At 43.9% G+C, this 19591-nt stretch carries 21 protein-coding genes; 6 read left to right on the top strand and 15 right to left on the bottom strand.

The window, feature by feature from the left end:
• Positions 1 to 38: 38 nt before the first annotated feature.
• The 3 genes from rpmB (at position 39) to FTU03_RS12075 (ending at position 2328) form a co-directional block, all read left to right on the top strand.
• Entirely contained in the window at positions 39 to 275 is a 237-nt protein-coding gene (rpmB, locus tag FTU03_RS12085) for a 50S ribosomal protein L28 (RefSeq protein WP_000048256.1), read from the top strand.
• 16 nt (positions 276 to 291) lie between these two features.
• A complete protein-coding gene (gene rpmG / locus FTU03_RS12080) occupies positions 292 to 447 on the top strand; it encodes a 50S ribosomal protein L33 (protein ID WP_001205031.1) in 156 nt (51 codons plus the stop codon).
• Between the two features lie 153 nt (positions 448 to 600).
• Positions 601 to 2328 (top strand): cation:proton antiporter, encoded by a 1728-nt coding sequence (locus tag FTU03_RS12075; RefSeq protein ID WP_159123619.1) that lies wholly within the window; start codon positions 601 to 603, stop codon positions 2326 to 2328.
• A gap of 200 nt (positions 2329 to 2528) precedes the next feature.
• Here the strand turns inward: FTU03_RS12075 and FTU03_RS12070 are convergent, their stop codons facing one another.
• The 4 genes from FTU03_RS12070 to FTU03_RS12055 form a co-directional block, all read right to left on the bottom strand.
• Positions 2529 to 2807 carry a hypothetical protein gene (locus FTU03_RS12070; RefSeq protein ID WP_004781893.1) on the bottom strand — a complete coding sequence of 93 codons (279 nt, stop codon included), beginning with the start codon at positions 2805 to 2807 and terminating at the stop codon, positions 2529 to 2531.
• A 104-nt stretch (positions 2808 to 2911) separates the two neighbouring features.
• Entirely contained in the window at positions 2912 to 3415 is a 504-nt protein-coding gene (locus FTU03_RS12065) for a DUF6586 family protein (RefSeq protein WP_159123620.1), read from the bottom strand.
• A gap of 209 nt (positions 3416 to 3624) precedes the next feature.
• Positions 3625 to 3876 carry an RNA-binding protein gene (locus FTU03_RS12060; protein WP_004781890.1) on the bottom strand — a complete coding sequence of 84 codons (252 nt, stop codon included), beginning with the start codon at positions 3874 to 3876 and terminating at the stop codon, positions 3625 to 3627.
• A gap of 83 nt (positions 3877 to 3959) precedes the next feature.
• Positions 3960 to 5948: an ATP-dependent helicase gene (locus tag FTU03_RS12055; protein WP_179993116.1), complete on the bottom strand. Its 1989-nt coding sequence runs from the start codon at positions 5946 to 5948 to the stop codon at positions 3960 to 3962.
• A gap of 223 nt (positions 5949 to 6171) precedes the next feature.
• Between FTU03_RS12055 and FTU03_RS12050 the strand changes: the two genes are divergently transcribed.
• The gene (locus tag FTU03_RS12050; protein ID WP_179993117.1) at positions 6172 to 7308 is read left to right on the top strand and encodes a S41 family peptidase; all 1137 of its coding nucleotides are present in this window, start codon (positions 6172 to 6174) and stop codon (positions 7306 to 7308) included.
• Between the two features lie 25 nt (positions 7309 to 7333).
• On the opposite strand, the gene FTU03_RS12045 is transcribed toward FTU03_RS12050, so the two are convergent.
• The 9 genes from FTU03_RS12045 to FTU03_RS12005 all read right to left on the bottom strand — a co-directional run bounded on the left by FTU03_RS12045 (position 7334) and on the right by FTU03_RS12005 (position 16055).
• The gene (locus FTU03_RS12045; RefSeq protein ID WP_179993118.1) at positions 7334 to 8476 is read right to left on the bottom strand and encodes a glycerate kinase; all 1143 of its coding nucleotides are present in this window, start codon (positions 8474 to 8476) and stop codon (positions 7334 to 7336) included.
• A 73-nt stretch (positions 8477 to 8549) separates the two neighbouring features.
• Positions 8550 to 9122 carry an HdeD family acid-resistance protein gene (locus FTU03_RS12040; RefSeq protein ID WP_179993119.1) on the bottom strand — a complete coding sequence of 191 codons (573 nt, stop codon included), beginning with the start codon at positions 9120 to 9122 and terminating at the stop codon, positions 8550 to 8552.
• Between the two features lie 131 nt (positions 9123 to 9253).
• Positions 9254 to 10012 carry a hypothetical protein gene (locus FTU03_RS12035; RefSeq protein WP_179993120.1) on the bottom strand — a complete coding sequence of 253 codons (759 nt, stop codon included), beginning with the start codon at positions 10010 to 10012 and terminating at the stop codon, positions 9254 to 9256.
• Between the two features lie 32 nt (positions 10013 to 10044).
• Positions 10045 to 10242, bottom strand: coding sequence for a hypothetical protein (locus tag FTU03_RS12030; RefSeq protein ID WP_159123625.1), 198 nt, complete (start codon positions 10240 to 10242; stop codon positions 10045 to 10047).
• Positions 10243 to 10366: 124 nt separating this feature from the next.
• A complete protein-coding gene (gene topA / locus FTU03_RS12025; protein WP_005232311.1) occupies positions 10367 to 13009 on the bottom strand; it encodes a type I DNA topoisomerase in 2643 nt (880 codons plus the stop codon).
• 31 nt (positions 13010 to 13040) lie between these two features.
• The gene (locus FTU03_RS12020) at positions 13041 to 13490 is read right to left on the bottom strand and encodes an ammonium transporter (protein WP_179993121.1); all 450 of its coding nucleotides are present in this window, start codon (positions 13488 to 13490) and stop codon (positions 13041 to 13043) included.
• 71 nt (positions 13491 to 13561) lie between these two features.
• Positions 13562 to 14563, bottom strand: a complete 1002-nt coding sequence (locus tag FTU03_RS12015) for a PIN domain-containing protein (protein WP_179993122.1) — start codon at positions 14561 to 14563, stop codon at positions 13562 to 13564.
• Between the two features lie 19 nt (positions 14564 to 14582).
• Entirely contained in the window at positions 14583 to 15584 is a 1002-nt protein-coding gene (locus tag FTU03_RS12010) for a hypothetical protein (RefSeq protein WP_179993123.1), read from the bottom strand.
• 225 nt (positions 15585 to 15809) lie between these two features.
• Complete coding sequence (locus FTU03_RS12005) at positions 15810 to 16055, bottom strand: SlyX family protein (protein WP_004781873.1); 246 nt, start codon at positions 16053 to 16055, stop codon at positions 15810 to 15812.
• A 39-nt stretch (positions 16056 to 16094) separates the two neighbouring features.
• Between FTU03_RS12005 and FTU03_RS12000 the strand changes: the two genes are divergently transcribed.
• Both FTU03_RS12000 and FTU03_RS11995 read left to right on the top strand, forming a co-directional pair.
• Positions 16095 to 18002, top strand: coding sequence for an ATP-binding cassette domain-containing protein (locus tag FTU03_RS12000; RefSeq protein WP_179993124.1), 1908 nt, complete (start codon positions 16095 to 16097; stop codon positions 18000 to 18002).
• Between the two features lie 123 nt (positions 18003 to 18125).
• On the top strand, positions 18126 to 19061 hold the full coding sequence (locus FTU03_RS11995; protein ID WP_179993125.1) for a lauroyl acyltransferase: 936 nt from the start codon (positions 18126 to 18128) through the stop codon (positions 19059 to 19061).
• Between the two features lie 40 nt (positions 19062 to 19101).
• Here the strand turns inward: FTU03_RS11995 and FTU03_RS11990 are convergent, their stop codons facing one another.
• Together FTU03_RS11990 and FTU03_RS11985 are read right to left on the bottom strand one after the other, a co-directional pair.
• Positions 19102 to 19464 (bottom strand): GNAT family N-acetyltransferase, encoded by a 363-nt coding sequence (locus FTU03_RS11990; RefSeq protein ID WP_179993126.1) that lies wholly within the window; start codon positions 19462 to 19464, stop codon positions 19102 to 19104.
• 31 nt (positions 19465 to 19495) lie between these two features.
• A partial coding sequence (locus tag FTU03_RS11985) for a transposase domain-containing protein (protein WP_179992416.1) occupies positions 19496 to 19591 on the bottom strand: 96 nt, incomplete at its 5' end.

Here is a 19591-nt window from a genome sequence, read left to right as displayed (position 1 = left end):
TACAGATTTGCTGTTGGCTAAATCAATGGAGTTACACCATGTCTAAGGTTTGCCAAGTTACCGGCAAGCGTCCAGTCGTTGGTAACAACGTCTCACACGCCAACAACAAAACTAAGCGCCGGTTCGAGCCGAACCTGCACCACCACCGTTTCTGGTTAGAAAGCGAAAAACGTTTTGTACGTCTTCGTTTAACCACTAAAGGTATGCGTATTATCGACAAATTGGGCATTGAAAAGGTTGTTGCTGACCTTCGTGCTCAAGGTCAAAAGATCTAAGTAAGGAGTCAGGACAATGCGTGATAAGATTCGCTTAGTTTCTTCAGCTGGTACAGGTTATTTCTATACCACTACTAAGAACAAACGTACTATGCCGGAAAAAATGGAAATCAAAAAATTTGATCCAAAAATCCGTCAACACGTAATCTTCAAAGAAGCTAAAATCAAATAATTTTAGTTTTTTGAAAAAAGCGACCTTCCCGGTCGTTTTTTTTTGCATTTTTTTTATGCGGCTTGATAAACTTTCTGTTTCTTCTGGCATTTTCTGTGCTTATTTCCCATAAAAAACTGAAATTTCATAAAATTTATTTTAAAGGAGTGTTTAGTGCCACATGACGTAGAGCTCATTATCCTGTTAGCTGTCGGTTTTGGCTTGGCCCTGGTTTTTGGCTATATCGCTGCACGTCTACGCCTTCCCCCACTGATTGGTTATCTGGTTGCCGGGATTCTGATTAGCCCGAACACCCCAGGCGTGGTTGGAGATGTGCATCTGGCGAACCAGCTGGCCGAACTTGGCGTCATGTTCCTGATGTTTGGTGTCGGGATGCACTTTTCTCTGAATGACCTGATGCAGGTCAGGCGTATTGCCTTGCCGGGTGCAGTCTTGCAGATTGCAGTCGCGACACTGCTCGGGGTCGGGGTCTCCATGCTCTGGGGCTGGAATTTTGGCTCTGCCCTGATCTTTGGTTTAAGCCTGTCCTGTGCCAGTACCGTCGTGCTTCTCAAAGCCCTAGGGGATCGTGGCCTGCTCGAATCCATTAACGGGAAAATTGCAGTCGGCTGGCTTCTGGTTGAAGATCTGGTCATGGTGCTGGCACTGGTATTATTACCCGCAACTGCAGTACTTCTCGGTGGTCAGGCACTGGAAGGTAGTAGTAGCGATCAGAATGTCTGGATCACCTTAGGCATTACCTTGCTCAAAGTAGCCGGCTTTATTGCTTTCATGCTGATTATTGGTAAACGTTTAGTGCCAATGATCATGCAGGTGGTGGCACGTTTAGGCTCACGTGAGCTATTTACCTTAACCGTCGTAGCTGCAGCCGTATCGATTGCCTTTGGGGCTTATAAGGTCTTTGGCGTATCCATGGCACTCGGTGCGTTCTTTGCCGGGATGGTAGTGAAAGAGTCTGACTTCAGCCACCGTGCCGAGGAAGAAACTTTACCACTGCGTGAAATCTTCTCGATTCTGTTCTTTGTGTCCGTCGGTATGCTGTTTGATCCGCGTATCCTGATGGATCAGCCACTTCATGTGTTGGCGGTGCTCGGTATTATCATGATTGGTAAAACCATCGCAGCGATGGCACTGGTGCTGTTCTTCCGTTACCCAATCAATACGGCACTCACCGTCGGTGCATCTCTGGCACAAATCGGTGAATTCTCTTTTATTCTGGCCGCACTTGGTGTATCGCTAAATCTATTGTCACTCGATGGACAAAACCTGATTCTAGCGGGTGCCCTGATTTCGATTACCCTGAACTCGTTTATTTTCTCAGCAGTAGAACCGGTACAAAAATGGATCCGCGAACGTTCGTCTCTGGCGCGCTTATTGGAGCGTAGTGGTGATCCGCTTGCCATGCTACCGGATGAGGTCTCGCAGGACTATCTGCGTGATCAGGTGGTGATTGTGGGTCATGGTGAAGTCGGTCGTCGAATTACCTTATCTCTAATGGAGCAAGATATTAAGGTAGTCATTGCCGAAGAAAACCGTGAGATCGTAGAGAATTTGCGTAAAAAAGGCATTGCGGCAGTTTCTGGTGTCGCAACTGAACCCGGTGTGTTGATTCAGGCTCACATTCAGCATGCACGTCTATTGGTGATCTCACCGATGGATATTATTGATATCCATAAAATCGTGGATATTGCCAAGACCCTAAACCCTGCTATTCAGATCCTGCTATGTGCGGAAAGCAAGGAAGAAGCCGAAGTGATTCGCCGTGACAATATTGGCGAGGTGTACTATGCCAAAGAGGAAATGGCGAGAAATATGAGCAATCATATTTTGAACCAGATCGAGATTGCGCATAACCATCCGCCTACGCATTATTCAGGCTGATTTCTTAAAGAAGTTGTCAGAATTGGCAACTTCTTTTTTTTGATTGAACTGGAATTTATCAGATCGCTAAACCATAAAATTTCAAATTGCGTCTCTAATCTAACCGACTTAATTTTTCTCTTATTCTCTATTTTTCTCATTTTAGAAACACAAAAAAAGCACACTTCAAGTGTGCTTTCCTGCTCGCCAGGGTAGGCAATTTAACTCATATATTTGGGCTCTTCATCCACAACTTCAGCTTGCCATTCATTGACCTGCTGTTCCAGCAAACCATATAAAGCGGCCTGAATCATGTGTTGTGCAATCACAGGCGTTTGATCACCCAACAGGGCTTTCACCTCGTCATTAAACTGAATCATGACTAATGGCTGTTTTTTTGAGCCCGCATTTCGTAATGCCAACGCGCCACCTTCAAGTTGAACGAGTTCCAAAATCGCGTCTTGATTACCAAATAAATCTTTCAACTGTTCTATAGACATATATCCTCCATGTTCAACATGGTGGCAAAGAGCGATTGCACTTTGCATCATTAGAGTAATTGATATAGGGTTAATAATCGCAATTTCAAGTACAGCTGATCAGATTAAAATTCAACCATCTCATTACGAAAACCATCAATAAGCTGCGTCAGGTCACGATGCCATTCTCGTAATATAGCAGTATCAGGTAACCAGGCTTGTGGTGTCTGTGTGACTTTAATGATGAGATTTGAAGAAGTTTCGTCTTCGGGTTGTGGCGAACTTGGCTCTGGCGCATATTGGCAGAGACGGTAAGCACGTTTCAGTTCAGCCAAAAAACCATCTTTGGATAAATGCTGTAATACGGTCACTTCAGGTGATACCTGCCCCTTAGCCGCCATAAGCTCTTCAATCGATTTCAGCGTCGGGCTCAGGTCATTCAGACGGTAATAGCGTACCAGTTCCTGCAAAAAGGCCAGCAGCGCCCCATGCAGATGGAATACGGCAGCTTCACGATGAGCTTGTGCCTGCTGCACATGATCAGTCTGTTCAGCCTGCTGACAGGCCATACGGGCGAAATAAAGTTTTTGATTGGTACGGTCCGCATGATAGCGAGCAACTCGTGTCATCGAGATTTCCTAAGCATTAAAACAAATTTTGGCTCTTATAAAGTAAAACGTCCGCTCGCATTACGCAATGCAAGATTGTCTACGCTGTCGATCTATTCTGCATGATCTTGATACTTCAGACTGCTGATATTAACCCTTCAGTAAAAATCTAGGCCTTTTTAAAGGCAAAAAAAAGAGCATCATACATGCTCTTTTTTATCAGCTGTTATTTAAGCCTGTGGCTTTTCTTCAGCTTGCTTCACACGAATCCCCTGACCATGCAGGCGCAGTGTATTTAAACCTTTAATCGCTTTAACAGCTTCACGGCCATGTGGCATTTCTACAAAGGCAAAACCTTTAGACTTGCCTGTTTCTGCATCCATGACCAGCGTACAAGACTCAACAGTACCATATTGCTGAAACAGGGTCAGCAATTCAGCTTCTGTTACAGTGCGCGCCAAGTTACGAACTAAAATTTTCATCGGATAACCTTAAGAAGATAGGCAAAAATAATCAAAAAGCACGTGCCTACTCTACTTTTTGCGTCAAACCCAGAAGGGATAGTTTAATCGAGATCAATCCCAAAATCTAAATTAATCGATTGGCGTTCAATTAAAGCACTTTTCACAGTCTGTTGACGGGTTTTGTAATGGGTTTCTGTGACACATAAATTGCGGGTCAAATCATTGAGAAAATAGCTTTCAATTTTACGCCCCTGCTCATCTACCGTTTCACGCGCCCAGTGATTCAGGTTTTGTTTGGTCAGAATCAGCTCATTCTGTGCACGAGTCAACGCTACATACAGCACACGACGCTCTTCCTCGACATCATCGAAATCCCCTTGCGCCCGTGCATGCGGATATTGTCCCGGCGTGACATTGGCCACATAACAGACTTTCTGTTCCGTACCCTTGGCCGAGTGAATGGTAATGAGGGTCACTACATCCGTATCCGACTGGCGTTCAATTTCAGAAATAGAGACCGGATCGAGCACATACTCTTCCAGAAATTCACTCACTTGAGCATGTTTAGAAGCTAGCTGTTTTACCAATTCAAAATCTCCCTGACGGCGATTCCAGTCTTTTTTATAGTTCTCGGCCAGTTGTGCTTCAATGGCTTGGACTGCCAGACCAACACAGGCCTGTACTTCGGTTTTGAGTACCGCCATTTGCTTCATAATCAGAATGGTTTCCAGTGGAATCTTGCCAAATTTTTCTAGCTTGTCGGCAATGATATCCATCTCTGGCTCAGCTAAAAGCTGCTGAGACAGCTTACTCGCTCCGACATCACCCACACCATTCCACAACGTTAAAAAACGCATCCAGGCAATATCATCCAGAGGATTCGCCACCACACGCAACAGGCTGAGCAGATCTTTCACATGTGCAGTTTCTAACAGTTTCATCCCGCCGATGAATCGATACGGAACATTGGCCGCGATGCAGGCTGCTTCAATATGTCGCGCTGCATAACTGGAACGTACCAGCACCATATGATCGGACCATTTGCTGCCTTGCAGATAATGGCGCTCTTTTATATCAATCGCGATCCATTTCGCTTCATCAAACTCGTTCGGGAAAATATGCATCTTTGGCTTGATACCTTCACCACGATGCGCATCCAGACGCTTGTCATATTTGATTTCGGACTGATCCAGCAGCCAGTTAGATAGATCCAGAATTTCCTGAGTTGAGCGGTAATTCTTTTCTAGTTTAAAAATTTTTGCATCCGGTACCCGTTCCTTGAAATGGTGAATATTTTCAAAATCAGCACCACGGAAACCATAAATCGACTGTGCATCATCGCCAACACAAAACAGACTGATCTGATCTTTTAGCGGTTCCAGCAATGCCCATTGCAATGGATTAGTATCCTGCATTTCATCCACCAGCATATGCCGACAAATTGAGGACACATATTCCACTAGCCCTTCAGACTGTGCCAAAGCAGTCGCCACCACAGCGAGGATATCATCATAATCCAGAAAGCTACGCGCACACTTACGCGCTTCATATTCCTTCATAATGTCGGCAATCTGGTCTTTGAGTGCCAGATATTCTGGCATCTGCTTTTCCAAAGCCAGACTCAGTTTCTGCCGGGTGTTCCGAGCAAAGGAATACAAATCACATAATTCCTGAGGCTTAGGCAAATGATTGGGGTTCTTCTTGTCATCACGACCGCGAATCAGGCGGAACATCATCAGCTGATCATCACGATCAATAATCGAAAACTGTTCCAGTCCAAAAGCCTTTGGAATCCGGCGCAGCAGATACATACAGAAGGTATGAAACGTTGATGCACGTAAGCCTTTGGCCTGTTCACCGAGTGCCAGTTCCACCCGTGCCACGATTTCACTCGCCGCACGACGTGTAAAGGTCAGAATCTGAATTTGATTCGCTGGTACGCCCTGTTCAATCAAGTAAGCTGCACGTGCCACGATGGTCTTGGTCTTGCCACAGCCTGCCCCAGCCAAAACCAAACTGTGCTTTGCTTCTGTTGTCGCAGCTTGCTTTTGTTGCGGATTTAATTCATCTATCAGGGAGGCTAAACTCATAGTGTCTCAATGTACTAGGGAGAAAGATAGTTTAACAGAGCAGGCTAGATTCTGGGTGTTCTGCTGTTATTTTCCTTTTGATTTATTGTAGAACTCTTTTTTTGTTTCATGCATTTAAATACAACTAAGTTGATGTTTTACATTTGATTTTATAAGTTAAATATTGGTATAAAAATTGCTCAATAAATCTCGTATTTTTTAATAAAAACAAGGATGCTGCAACTTGCATACAACCTATAAAACACTCAGCGCTTTGATCATGAGCTTTGGCATGTATTCAAATTTACATGCAGAAACAGTTTCTATAGAAATGACACCCGAAGTCTGCTTAAAAGACCTTGAATATACCGCCCACCTCATCCTTGAAAATGATGCAGGGATTATTGCCAAAAGATGGACCACCTACCCTGAACAGATTCAACAGATTTTCAATCAACAAAAAGAAAAACTTCAGGGTGTAAAAACCGTTGTGGAGTGTCAAAAAATTATTCGACCTTTCATGAAATCCATTCGAAATGGTCATTTAGGTATTAGTATTCATCCAGATGCACAAGCAGCACAACAGCAATCTTCAGACACGCAAGTACCAATTGAAGTGATAACAGAAAATAAAGCTGAGAGAGTTACCACAAAAAAACTATCTGATTCCACCACCTTACTAACCATTTTATCTTTTGACTATGCTCTGTATGAAAAAATTCAGCAGGTGGTATCCAGTAATCAAGATAATCTTTTAAAAGCACCGTATTTGATTATTGACTTGCGTAACAATGATGGCGGCAGTGACCAAACAGCTGAAGTATTATATAAGATTTTAGGGGAAGCGAAGTACTGGAATACCTCTCCACAAATTTATGCCTCCTCTACCAATATTGACGGATGGGAAGCATACAAAAGCTTTTTAACAGATGAAGATTCACTGACTCATCTCAATAAAACAATTAAAAAAATGCGTGAACAGCAAAATCAATGGGTCAGTATGAGTTCATACAAAGAATCGCAAGAGGTGGTTACAAGCAAAGATATTTTAGCAACACCGCAAAAGGTGGTAATCTTGATCGATAAAAATTGCGGTAGCTCATGCGAACAATTTGTATTAACTGCGCAGCAAAATCCTCGTGTGGTCACGATGGGGCGGCCAACCTATGGCGCTCTTGATGCCTCAAATGTGATGGAAAAGACCTCGCCTTCCAAGCAACTTCAAATTTACTATGCATCAACCTATATTCACCGCCCTGCAGGTAAAGAAATTGACGGCGTTGGCATCCCGCCAGCCATCAAACTACCAAAACCACAAAACCAAGCTGAATATAGTGCCGAAATTCAACTTGCACAGCGTTATTTAGAACAAGGTCTATAATGACTATGATGTCTAGCTTTTAAACCTATTGTACTAAATCCAAATCAGCACAAACTTTCGAAACTGCTAATTGCAGATTTACTTCTGCATTTTTTAAGGCTTCTTCTAAAGGACAATCTGGTGGATTAATACCAATAATCTGGCTAAATCCTGATTCAAACAGATCCTCAATTCCTTCACCGACTAGACCCGCAAAAGCAATCACAGGTTTATTCAATTGTTTGGCCACTTGTGCCACCCCAAATGGTGTTTTACCGAATTTGGTTTGAAAATCAATTTTACCTTCACCAGTCAGGACATAATCTGCCTGAGCTATTTTCTCGCTCAATTGAACCTGTTCAATCATCAGTTCCACCCCGGAACGAATAGAGGCAGCGGTGAATGCCATTAAACCAAAACCCAGTCCACCGGCTGCACCCGCACCTGCAACATGACGATGATCATGGCCAATCTGCCTAGCGGCTACATCGGCAAAATGACCAAGGTTTTGATCCAGTTGCTTGACCATTTCCGGCATTGCCCCTTTCTGTGGGCCAAAGATTATCGATGCACCATGTGGTCCACACAGCGGATTATTGACATCTGATGCAATGATTATTTCAGTATCTGCTAAACGTGGATCCAGTCCAGATAAATCCATTGATTTGACCAGATCTAAGTTTCCACCACAGACCTGAATTGGCTCACCTACATGATTTAAAAACCGCACGCCCAGTGCCTGAGCCATCCCTGCACCAGCATCATTGGTAATACTGCCACCCAGCCCAATGATGATTTTTTTCACTCCCAGATCCAATGCCTGTTTAATCATCTCTCCTGTGCCATAGGTTGACGTGAACATCGGATTACGCTGTGAAGGTGGTAATAAATGAATGCCATTGGCCTTGGCCATTTCAATCACGGCGGTTTGACCTGCGTCCATTAAACCCCAATAGGTATGAATACGTTGCTCAAACAGTGGCCCGGTCACTTCACATGGAATTTGCTGTCCCCTTAGGCTTGAAATTAGCGCATCGACAGTTCCTTCACCACCATCAGCCATCGGTACCTGTATGATACAGGCATCCGGAATGACTTTCTGGATACCCCGCTGCATTGCTCCACATGCCTGTTGAGCACTCATACTTTCTTTAAAGGCATCTGGTGCAAGAACAAAGATTTTTGACATATAGCGACGATCACTCTTTTTGGTATCTCTACAGTATCAAAAAGAGTGTATATAATGCTCTTAAAACAAAGGATTAAACCTTAGATGAACTTTTCGGAACCTCACGGCGAATATAGGAAGCAAGCATCAGGTAGTTAATACCCTGAAATAAAATATCAACGGCTAGAAACAAGCCCAACACCCAGAACGGAGCATCTGGTGTCCGCAAGATCATGATTCCGGCCAGGAGAGTCAGTATGCCGGAAAACAGGATCCAGCCCCATCCCGCCATTGGCCGGAATACAAAGGCATTTATTAAGCGGATGACTCCTGCAATAATCAGGATAATGGCCAGAACATTGGTTAGAACGATCGCGGTTTGCACGGGTGTGGTAAAAGCAAAATATCCGGCGACTAAATACAGCAGGCCAAATAAGGCCCAGAACCAGCGCATACCGCCCTCAAAAATCTTGAAGGATGCGATAATATGTAAGACCCCACCGACCATCATCAGCACGCCAAATATAAATACTGCAGATAAGGTTGCCACAGGTAAGGTCGCCAATAAGATCAAACCAAAAATAACCAGCAAGATACCAAAGAGCAGATACCATTTCCGGTTTCGATGTAAGGAATCGAATACAAGGTCATTACCTACTGTTTTCATTTTTATTCTTCTTGATGCTGTTCGTTTAATTTATCTTAAGCGATTTAATTGACCATACTGTATAAAAAATGCAACTTTCATGTCATGACTTCAAGCTGGCAACAGCTATGGGGTCAGTGACAAGGAGGTTGTTATTCTTTCCACCCAAGTTCAATGGCTGTGATCGCATTAATTAATGTCTGCTCTAAAGCATCTGGCATTTTGCTGGTCGTTTGAGAAGTGGGAATATGACCTGCCATCAGCTCTGCTTTGGCTTGCGGAAACAAAGGTTGCTGATCTGGAAATGCATAACCCACCGGATAAAGCGGCTGTCCTGTCGCTAAATCATATTTGTCCGAGGCCCCAAAAGCATGCAGCAACTCATGTACCAAGACAATTTTATTCTGTTCAGCCTGTTTTTTGGAGGCAAATAAATTGACTGATCCAATCCGGCCTTTTTGCAAGGCAGTTGAATGCCTTAATTGCTTGGTTTGTGCAGGATCATAATAATTTAAATATAAAGTCACACTAGGTGAACCATCAGTACTTTGATGCTGTTTCCAGGCATAAAAACGGAATTTCAAACTCCATAAAACGGTATCGATGAGTGAGGCCTGCTCCGGCACTTTAGGCGGCAATTCTTTAAGTTCACGCCCCAGATTAAAATAAAAATAAGTGGGCTGTCCACGGTACTGCTGGGCCGCTTTTTCCAGATATTCTTGTGTTCCTTTTAGATCCTGAACAGACAATTGCTGGATATATTGCTGTGTGGTCGCCAATCCATCTGCATTGATCGGATGCAACAGAACAAAGATTGGTTTGTTCCAGTCCTGATTCTGATCTCGATAAGCATTTACTGCCACCACAAACAAAATCATCAATAAAATCAGGATTCGGATCTTTTTCCACATATGAACACGCCAATAGAGAGTTAATTTAAATTTTATTTTTGTTTCGTTTTTTGATCTTCAGAGCGCAGATATAAAACACAGCTCAAACTAACCAGTGACATAATAATCACCAGAATCATCAGCATTCCCCGATCCATAGGAATACCCATTTCATTAATCTTTCCAAGCATGAAATAGAGGATAGATCCTAATCCAATACTTAAGAACAGGAATTTATCTAGCCAAGTCATGCATGATTCCTACTTTAATCTTTTATTATTTAACGCCTAGAATATCCTAGAACTATATTGATCAAAAATAGTCCGTCATAAAAAAATGCCGACTTTCGTCAGCATTTTCTTGATGTCTTATAGCTTAGGCCTCAACCCATTTGCCATCCTGATAGACCAGCGACCATTTGGTTTGCTTGCCTTCAGGGGTTTCCGAACCAATATATTGAGACTGGTTCTTACGGCTGAATTTCACTAAGGTTGGATTTCCTTCAGGATCCACATCTGGTGCCTGCAAAATAAACTGATATTTTGGATCTAGCTGATCCGCCACAGTACGCAGTTCTGCAACCTTCGGTGCGCGAGTTTCACGGACTTTCGGGAACTTGCTCGCGGCCAGGAACAGACCGGCGGCACCATCACGCAGAACAAAGAAATCATCATGCTTGGTTGAACGTAAGTGTTCCATCTTGATCGGATCAACACGCGGAGGCGCAGGTTGACCATTCTTCAAGACTTTACGGGTATTCTCACAGCTGGTACAGGCAAAATATGGACCAAAACGGCCAGTTTTCAGCTGCATTTCACCATCACATTTATCACATGGAATGGTTGGGCCATCATAACCCTTAATCTTGAATTCGCCTTCTTCCAGCTCATAACCTGTACAGTCCGGGTTATTACCACAGATATGCAGTTTACGGCCGCCATCAATCACATAGCTGTCCATTGCAGTGCCACAGACTGGACAACGTTTTTTCGACATCAGGTCAGCAGTTTCTGCTGCATCATCATCAGACAGTGCAGCCAGAGATTCAACCGGAGTCAGGTTCAATGTACCTTTGCAACGTTCTTTCGGTGGCAGGTTATAACCTGAACAGCCCAGGAATACACCCGTTGTTCCGGTACGGATCTGCATCGGACGGTCACATTCTTTACAATGGACTGCTTCAACTTCGACAGGCTGATTGCGGCGCATGCCGTTTTCACCCTGAGCATTGGTCAGACGTTTTTTGAAGTCACCATAGAAGCTGTCTAACAGATCTTTCCAGTTACGCTCACCATCTGCCACTTTATCCAGCTGACCTTCAAGGTCTGCAGTAAAGTCATAGTTCATCAGGTTATTGAAGCTTTCATCCAGACGATCGGTGACGATCTCACCCATCTTCTCAGCAAAGAGACGACGGTTCTCCAGTTTTACGTAACCACGATCCTGAATGGTCGAGATAATGGCAGCATAAGTCGAAGGACGACCAATACCTTTTTTCTCAAGCTCTTTTACCAATGATGCTTCAGTAAAACGTGCCGGTGGTTTGGTAAAATGTTGAGATGGATCTAGTTTTTCCAGCTTCAGCACTTCACCAACTTTCACAGCAGGCAACAGTACATCATCATCAGATTTGTTCTGGCCACGAACTTTGGTGAAACCATCAAATACCAGAGTACGACCTTTGGCTTTCAGTTCAACACCATTCGCATCCACTAAAATAGTCGATGATAAATATTCTGCTGGTGTCATCTGACAAGCTACAAATTGACGCCAGATCAGGTCATACAGACGCTGTGCATCACGTTCCACTCCAGCCAGACTATCGCCTTTCAATGCCACATTGGATGGACGAATGGCCTCATGGGCTTCCTGCGCACCAGCTTTATTACCATAACGGTTCGGCTTGGCTGGCAGATATTTCTCGCCATATTCAGACTCGATATGACCACGCACCATATTGACTGCATCATCACTCAGGAAGGTGGAGTCAGTACGCATATAGGTAATGAAACCAGCTTCATACAGGCGCTGTGCCAGCATCATGGTTTTCTTTACCGAGAAACCTAGACGGGTACTTGCGGCCTGTTGCAAGGTAGACGTGATATACGGCGCACTTGGATTCACCTTGGTCGGCTTATCTTCACGGCTAATAACTTTATATTCAGCGTCTTTAATCAGATTCAGTAAAGCATCTGTTTCAGCTTTATTATGCAGCTTTAAAGTCTTGCCATTTTGCTTGACCGCTTCCAGACGAATATCATCTTTCTTGGATTTGGTATCTGCAAAAACCTGCCAGTATTCTTCAGGAATGAACTTACGAATTTCACGTTCGCGTTCCACGACCAGCTTTACAGCGACAGACTGTACACGCCCCGCAGACAGACCACGGGCAATTTTTTCCCATAGCAGTGGCGAAATCATGAAGCCGACGACACGATCCAGGAAACGGCGTGCCTGCTGGGCATTGACCTTATTGGTATCTAGACGTGAGGGCTGTTTAAACGCTTCCTGAATGGCATTTTTGGTAATTTCGTTAAAGACCACACGTTGATAGCGTGAATCATCGCCGCCGATCACTTCTTTTAAATGCCAGGCAATCGCTTCCCCTTCACGGTCCAAATCCGTTGCGAGATACACTTCATCGACTTGCGATGCCAGTTTTTTCAGTTCAGCGACTACGCCTTCCTTGCCCGGAAGGACTTCATATTTGGCTTTCCAGTCATGTTCTGGATCGACACCCATCCGGTTAATCAACGCCTGCTGTGATTTTTCCGCTTTTTCTGCTTCAGTCAGCTTGGTTCGGGTCACCGGTTTTTTCTCTGCAGTTTTCGCAGAGCCGCCCGTTGGCAAGTCACGCACATGACCCACCGAGGATTTCACGATGTAGTTTGAACCGAGATACTTGTTGATTGTTTTCGCTTTTGCAGGCGACTCCACAATCACCAAGGCACGTTTACTTCCAGCGTCGGAAGACTTCGCCGTGCTGCTTTTTGATGTGGACCGAGGAGCGTTCGCCATATTAACCGTTTAATCCTGTTTATTTCTAAAATTAAAGTTCAGCCAAAGAATGTAATAGTGCCTTGATGTCATCAAGTTGTGTGGCTCTAAGATCAGATTCTTCATCCCAATAGAGTCCTACACAGTTTGCCTGCATATCAATAGCATAAATGCCCTTTAATGCAATGGGAAAATCTTTAAATTTGTCATCCCCATACACCAGTTCAAGTTTGTTATCAACCACGCGGGCACGCATCAGCGGTAAACGGGCATCTGGAAGCAGCACACTATAATAGGCCACCATACTGGCACGACTTTCAGTCGCCTTGGGAATGTTGGTCCAGTCCGGTGCAACCACCAGACGTGGATGTAAGCCCATCTTGCGGGCTTTATCACGCATAAGTCCTAATGCCTTTTCTCTAGGACTCACACGCAGACCAAAAATAGACCCCAGTACGAAAACGATGATGACAACTGCCACCCAGATTCCGGTATTTTCCATAGTTCAACCTTTATGTTCTTATATTAGATTTGCATAAGCCCGCTATAAAAGGCAAGCACCGCTGGATAAATTTAATTTCCCAGCAGCTGCGGACTATAAATAATTTCCCGTTTATTTAACTGTATTAGCTGATGTTTGATGAGTAAATCGAGTGATTCTCGTACCTCTTCCTTAGGCACGCATCGCTCTAGTAACGCCTCGAAACTGGCAATAAATTTAGGCCGACGTTCTGCAAAAACATTGAGATAAGGCATCAGGCGCAGACGTAAATGACTTAATTTTCTTTCAGTCACTTCATCTTGAGTTTCGACGGTTTCGACGGTTTCGACGGTTTCGACGGTTTCGACGGTTTCGACGGTTTCGACGGTTTCGACGGTTTCGACGGTTTCGACGGTTTCGACGGTTTCGACGGTTTCGACGGTTTCGACGGTAGCTAAATGCTGTTTATAAAATTTTTCAATTGCTGCAGTCTGATATTGAAGCTTACCAGACTGATTTTTAATAATTTTTATTCTAATTAATTCATCTACTAAAAGCTGAGCATATTTTTCTTCCACTTTTAAATTGGCTTTAAGCGAGTTGATTAAAGTTTCTACTTTTGCAGGCTTAGAAAAGTTACTTCTCACTAAATTGGAGCAGTATTGAAAAATCAGTTTTTGAATGTCTATTTCTGCTTTTATTTGCTGAGCAATATTTGGATTGACTAATGGTTTAGCTGAAATAACTTTAGCCTGAAATTTGGCAATTTTAAGTAAGTCCGCCACATATTCCATAGAAAAGTCATTCGACATAATCTCGAAGCAAACTTCAGAGCTTTTATATTGGGTAGAAAGCTGTCCAGCAATAAAACATAGGCCAAAATCAGCAGCGTCTTTACCTATTTTAGGCATCTTCAGGACTTTTAGTTTTCCTGCACTGATTGCAGGTGCAAGCCTGACGACACCATCCAGACTAAACCCCATGGGCGTTTTGGCATAGACCAGATAAACATATTGATATTGGGCAAGATATTGAAGGAGCTCTGTTTCAGTTTTAGGTAAGTTTTCAATATCCAATAACAGTATTTTTTTCATATGCCCTCATGAGATTATTCTAATTTAGAAACATCTCATGACTATATAACACTTCGTGACCATTCCAATAAATATATCCTTTTTCAATCAACTCTTTAAGTAAAAGACGGACATCGGATTTTGGAAATAACTGCTCGAGCAAATCACGTAATTCATAAATATCTTTAGGCTTATTTCCCTGTAATTCGCGCAGCTTGCGTGCAACTTCGAGCTGTACCGGATCAATTTTATTAAAGTTTTTGAACAGGCCTTGCTGGGCAGACTGGATTAGAGATTGAGCAGGTTCAACAACAGGCTCTTCAGGATTAAGCTTCGAGACCACCTGATTCAAAGCTGGTTTTTCAATGGGTACATGTTCATTGAGATCCAGCTGCACCCACTGTTTCAGCACTTTTTTACGGAAACTGATTTGCTCGTCATAACGTTTGACTATTTTCAGATTAATCAGCATGCCAACTACATGCTGGGCTTTGCCTGGTAAAACTTGCAGAATATTGGTGACAGAATTTTTTAAGGTTTCGAGCGTGGTCGGTTTACCACTCATCTTGCCGAGCGCATCACAATATTTTTTCACCAGCTGCAAAGCCGGTTTAGCTTTAATGGCTTCAATACTTGGCAACTGGATTTTGGGTTTATCTTGAGTCTCTGTTGATGCATCCTCTGGCAACACCTGAATCAGGCTGCAATCAATATCTGAAGCCTGTAGCATCTGCATTAGCATTTCACTGCTATCCATCGCAGAGATCAGCTCGACCTGAGTATCTGCTTCCAGCAAAGCCATCAACTGGCCCACAATCACGGCATATTCATATTCCTTATGCTCTGCTTCCGGGACATCCAGAATGATAATTTGTCCACTGCTGATCCAGCTCGCCAACTCAGTCAGTTCTTCTAGAGCAAACTCGAATTTTCCGGCACAGTTAAACAAATACAAGGTCGGATAATGTTCAACAATGTCACGTAACAGTTTGGCTGTAGGAAAGTTATTTTCGAGATCAAGAAGGACAACTTTTTGGCGCATAAGGCAAGATTAAAAACTGAGCTAGAAAAATACTATTAGAGTAGGAAGTGTGTGAAAGGTCAAATAGTTTCCTCCTTCCATGACGATATTTAGATTTTAAAGATCATCTTGGACGAAGTAAAAGTGGCGACTTGGTTTAGGTTTATCGAGCTTCACCTACTTAAAAGAAAACCCTCACGACTGGAGGGCTTTCTTTTTGTTTTCTTTTTAAAAATTATTTGTAAATTAATAATGCGGTGGACGGTTGGTGACCGGATCAAAAGCATCAATCCCTTCGGACAAATCTGCAGACTCAACACGTTGATATAACAACTGCATTTGTTTTTTTAAATCGGCAATTTCCAGATTCTGGCGAGTGACCTGCTGATTCAGCTGTTCAACTAAATCATCTAAAAATGCAATTCGCACTTGCAAATCTTCAATGGGTGCGGAAAATGACGCCTGATCATTTAGATTTTGTTGTTTAGTCATTTTAAGTCCTCATTTGGGATTTCAGGAAACATTAACATTATGGCCTATATTACTTTAAGGGATGTCCAACTGGCATTTGGCGGACCTGCCTTGCTCGACGGCGCCAACTTTAATTTGGAACGCGGTGAACGAGTATGTTTGATTGGCCGTAATGGTGAGGGTAAGTCTACCTTACTTAAACTGATTGAAGGAAGTTTACTCCCGGATAGTGGTGAAGTTTCGTTACAAAATGGCATCACCATTTCCATGCTGGCCCAAGACGTGCCAATGGATTCCGGCAAGGTTGCAGATATTGTTGCCGACGGCGCTGGTGAAGCTTCAGAAGTGTTGCGTGCTTACCATGAAGCCAGTGAAGCTTGCGTGCTCGGTGATATGGAAGCCTGTGACCGCATGGGACATTTGCAGCATCAGATGGATCAGCTGGATGGCTGGGCTTTAGAAACTAAGGTTAATTCAATCCTAAGTAAAATGGGACTGGATCCTGAAGCGGATCTGGCCGATTTATCTGGCGGTCGTAAACGCCGTGTCCTGTTGGCACGTGCCCTGCTCACCCAACCTGATGTGCTGTTACTCGACGAACCGACCAACCATCTGGATGTCGAAAGTATCGAGTGGCTGGAAAAATTCCTGCTCGAGCAGAACAACCTGACCTTACTGTTTATTTCGCATGACCGTGCCTTTGTGGACAGTATTGCGACCCGTATTGTCGAGCTGGACCGTGGTATTTTGCGTAGCTATGAAGGCAACTATTCACGTTACCTCGACCTAAAAGCTCAGCAGCTGGAAGCAGAAGAAAAACAGAATGCCCTGTTCGAGAAAAAACTCGCTGAAGAAGAAGCCTGGATTCGTCAAGGCATTAAAGCACGTCGTACCCGTAACGAAGGTCGTGTCCGTGCTCTGAAAGAATTGCGTGAAGAGTCTAAAGCACGCCGCTTCCAGCAAGGCAAAGTCAACATGTCGACTCAGGAAGCACAGCGTTCAGGCAAAGTGGTGTTCGAGATTGAACATCTGAGCGTGAAGTTTAGTGACAATGCACCGATCATCAATGACTTCTCGGCGCTGGTAATGCGTGGTGACCGTATTGGTCTGGTGGGTGATAATGGTGTCGGTAAAACTACACTAATCAAAGCCATTCTGGGAGAAATCGAGCATGGCGGTACAGTCAAAACCGGTACCCAGTTGGAAATTGCTTATTTTGACCAGCTACGTAATGTGCTGGATCTGGAAAAATCAGTTAAAGATAACGTTTCGGAAGGTTCAGATCATGTCGATGTGAATGGCCAACGTCGTCATATCTATAGCTATTTACAAGACTTCCTGTTCTCCCCAGAACGTGCCCGTACGCCAGTTAAAGCCCTTTCAGGTGGTGAACGCAACCGTATTCTGCTCGCCAAACTATTACTGAAACCATCCAACCTGATCGTGATGGACGAACCGACCAACGATCTGGATATGGTGACGCTAGAACTGCTGGAAGAAATGCTGGCGGAATACAAAGGCACCCTGCTACTGATCTCGCATGACCGTGCTTTTATGGACAATGTCGTCACATCAACCTGGGTCTTTGATGGCAAAGGCAATATTGATGAATATGTCGGTGGCTATCAGGATTATCTGGAACAACGTCCAGATCAAACTGTGGTTGACCAGAAAATGGCTGTCAAAAAAGCTCAGGCCAAAGCTGAAGCAGCAGTTACACCTGTAGCATCGGCTCCGAAGAAAAAACTCAGCTACAAAGATCAGCGTGAACTGGAAATGTTACCGGCTGAAATTGAAGCACTGGAAAAAGAACAAGCTGAACTTTCTGACAAACTGGCGGATGGCTCGTGGTTTGTCACAGATGCAGCAGCAGCGACCAAGGCCTCTGAACGTTTAGGCGAAATTGATGAGATTTTGCTGGAAAAAATGGAACGTTGGGACCAACTGGAAAATATGACCAAAGGCTAATCTTTAAATCGCCTAGTCACTAAGCATCTGTATTCGTACAGGTGCTTTTTTATTTTGCAGTTTTTTATTTCAAAAAGCTCTTCTGCTACACTGCTGACATCTTTGATTTCAAATATTGAATTTATGAGTCGAACGCCAGAATACAAACCCGGTGAATTTCAATGGTCATTCCTGTTGCCGCAATACTGGGGTATCTGGGTGGGTATTGTATTTCTGATGATTCTGGCCATCTTACCTTGGGCGATTCAGCATCGTCTGGCACGTCTACTTGGCCAGATGGCATTTAAATATTTGAAATCTCGCCGTGAAACCACGCTTCGCAATCTGGAAGTTTGTTTCCCTGAATGGTCAGCTCAAGAAGTTCAGGACAATGCTCGTATGGTCTTTATTGACCAGATGCTCGGTGTATTTGAGACCTTGAATGCCTGGTACTGTCCAAAATGGTTTAAAGGCCGGGTACAGATTGAAGGGCTGGAACATATCCAGCAGGCTCAGGCAGAAGGTAAAGGGGCTTTATTGCTCGGTACCCACTCGACTTTGCTGGATGCTGGTGGTTATTTATGTGCACAGTATTTTGAGCCGGACGTGGTGTATCGACCACAAAATAATCCCTTGCTCGATATGCTGATTTACCGCTGCCGTGCCACCATTTATGCCAACCAGATTGACCATGATGATATGCGCGGTCTGGTGCGTAACCTGAAAAATGGCCATGCTATCTGGTACAGTCCGGATCAGGATTTTGGTTTAAAACAGGGTGTGATGGCACCCTTTTTTGGAGTACCTGCAGCCACAGTCACTGCACATCGTCGCTTATTAAAAATGACCAAAGCCGCTGCCATTCCACTCTATTTTTATCGAACTGGTGATATTAAAGATCCATGCTACTGTGTGTTGATCGAGCCTGCGGTAGAGAACCTGCCAAGTGCGGATGAAGTCGATGATGCAACCCGGGTAAATCTGATTATTGAACGCCAGTTGCGCATTGCACCGACGCAATATATGTGGTTCCACCGTCGCTTTAAGACCCGTCCTGAAGGCTATGATAAAATCTATTAAAAGCTAGAAAAAATATGGACGGTATTATTGGCAAGACAACTCAATGATCCGTTCCTTGATAAATCCACATCGCTTGTGTATGCCCTGCACGCTCAAAACCTAGAGCTTTATAAAATTCAGTGGCATGCTGATCAGCCACCAGAATTTTCTGATGAAATCCTGAATAACGTTGCAGCATTTCTTGCATGATCAGACGACCAATACCCTGTCGCTGCACCTCCGGGTGAACCAATAAATGTGGGAAATACACCACCAGATAACCATCTGAAATCGCATTTCCCAAGCCGACCAGCCGACCGTTGATACGTGCCGTCACCAGACTATGAGAATGCTGCAAAGCCTTTAAAAGCAATTGAGGTTTTTCTGCAGCTGACCATTGATTGACAAGATAGAGCTGTAGCACGTAAGCGTCCGCTGAACCCCATGCCTATTTTTTAATTCGATTTAGGTTTCCAGCGGTGTGGTAGCAATTCTTCAATCTGAGTCACTTTATGTGTCGGCAACCTTTTCAGCACATCACTTAAATAGGC

The sequence above is a fragment of the Acinetobacter sp. YH12046 genome (assembly GCF_013419905.1).
GTDB lineage: Bacteria > Pseudomonadota > Gammaproteobacteria > Pseudomonadales > Moraxellaceae > Acinetobacter.
Note: the sequence above shows the minus strand (reverse complement) of the source record. Positions and strands in the feature narration are given on the sequence as shown.

What these genes read in the sequence shown, in the direction of transcription:
- rpmB (WP_000048256.1), top strand. Translation starts at nt 39, where the DNA reads ATGTCTAAGGTTTGCCAAGTTACCGGCAAGCGTCCAGTCGTTGGTAAC.
- rpmG (WP_001205031.1), top strand. Translation starts at nt 292, where the DNA reads ATGCGTGATAAGATTCGCTTAGTTTCTTCAGCTGGTACAGGTTATTTC.
- FTU03_RS12070 (WP_004781893.1), bottom strand. Translation starts at nt 2,807, where the DNA reads ATGTCTATAGAACAGTTGAAAGATTTATTTGGTAATCAAGACGCGATT.
- FTU03_RS12065 (WP_159123620.1), bottom strand. Translation starts at nt 3,415, where the DNA reads ATGACACGAGTTGCTCGCTATCATGCGGACCGTACCAATCAAAAACTT.
- FTU03_RS12060 (WP_004781890.1), bottom strand. Translation starts at nt 3,876, where the DNA reads ATGAAAATTTTAGTTCGTAACTTGGCGCGCACTGTAACAGAAGCTGAA.
- FTU03_RS12055 (WP_179993116.1), bottom strand. Translation starts at nt 5,948, where the DNA reads ATGAGTTTAGCCTCCCTGATAGATGAATTAAATCCGCAACAAAAGCAA.
- FTU03_RS12045 (WP_179993118.1), bottom strand. Translation starts at nt 8,476, where the DNA reads ATGTCAAAAATCTTTGTTCTTGCACCAGATGCCTTTAAAGAAAGTATG.
- FTU03_RS12040 (WP_179993119.1), bottom strand. Translation starts at nt 9,122, where the DNA reads ATGAAAACAGTAGGTAATGACCTTGTATTCGATTCCTTACATCGAAAC.
- FTU03_RS12035 (WP_179993120.1), bottom strand. Translation starts at nt 10,012, where the DNA reads ATGTGGAAAAAGATCCGAATCCTGATTTTATTGATGATTTTGTTTGTG.
- FTU03_RS12030 (WP_159123625.1), bottom strand. Translation starts at nt 10,242, where the DNA reads ATGACTTGGCTAGATAAATTCCTGTTCTTAAGTATTGGATTAGGATCT.
- topA (WP_005232311.1), bottom strand. Translation starts at nt 13,009, where the DNA reads ATGGCGAACGCTCCTCGGTCCACATCAAAAAGCAGCACGGCGAAGTCT.
- FTU03_RS12020 (WP_179993121.1), bottom strand. Translation starts at nt 13,490, where the DNA reads ATGGAAAATACCGGAATCTGGGTGGCAGTTGTCATCATCGTTTTCGTA.
- FTU03_RS12015 (WP_179993122.1), bottom strand. Translation starts at nt 14,563, where the DNA reads ATGAAAAAAATACTGTTATTGGATATTGAAAACTTACCTAAAACTGAA.
- FTU03_RS12010 (WP_179993123.1), bottom strand. Translation starts at nt 15,584, where the DNA reads ATGCGCCAAAAAGTTGTCCTTCTTGATCTCGAAAATAACTTTCCTACA.
- FTU03_RS12005 (WP_004781873.1), bottom strand. Translation starts at nt 16,055, where the DNA reads ATGACTAAACAACAAAATCTAAATGATCAGGCGTCATTTTCCGCACCC.
- FTU03_RS12000 (WP_179993124.1), top strand. Translation starts at nt 16,095, where the DNA reads ATGGCCTATATTACTTTAAGGGATGTCCAACTGGCATTTGGCGGACCT.
- FTU03_RS11995 (WP_179993125.1), top strand. Translation starts at nt 18,126, where the DNA reads ATGAGTCGAACGCCAGAATACAAACCCGGTGAATTTCAATGGTCATTC.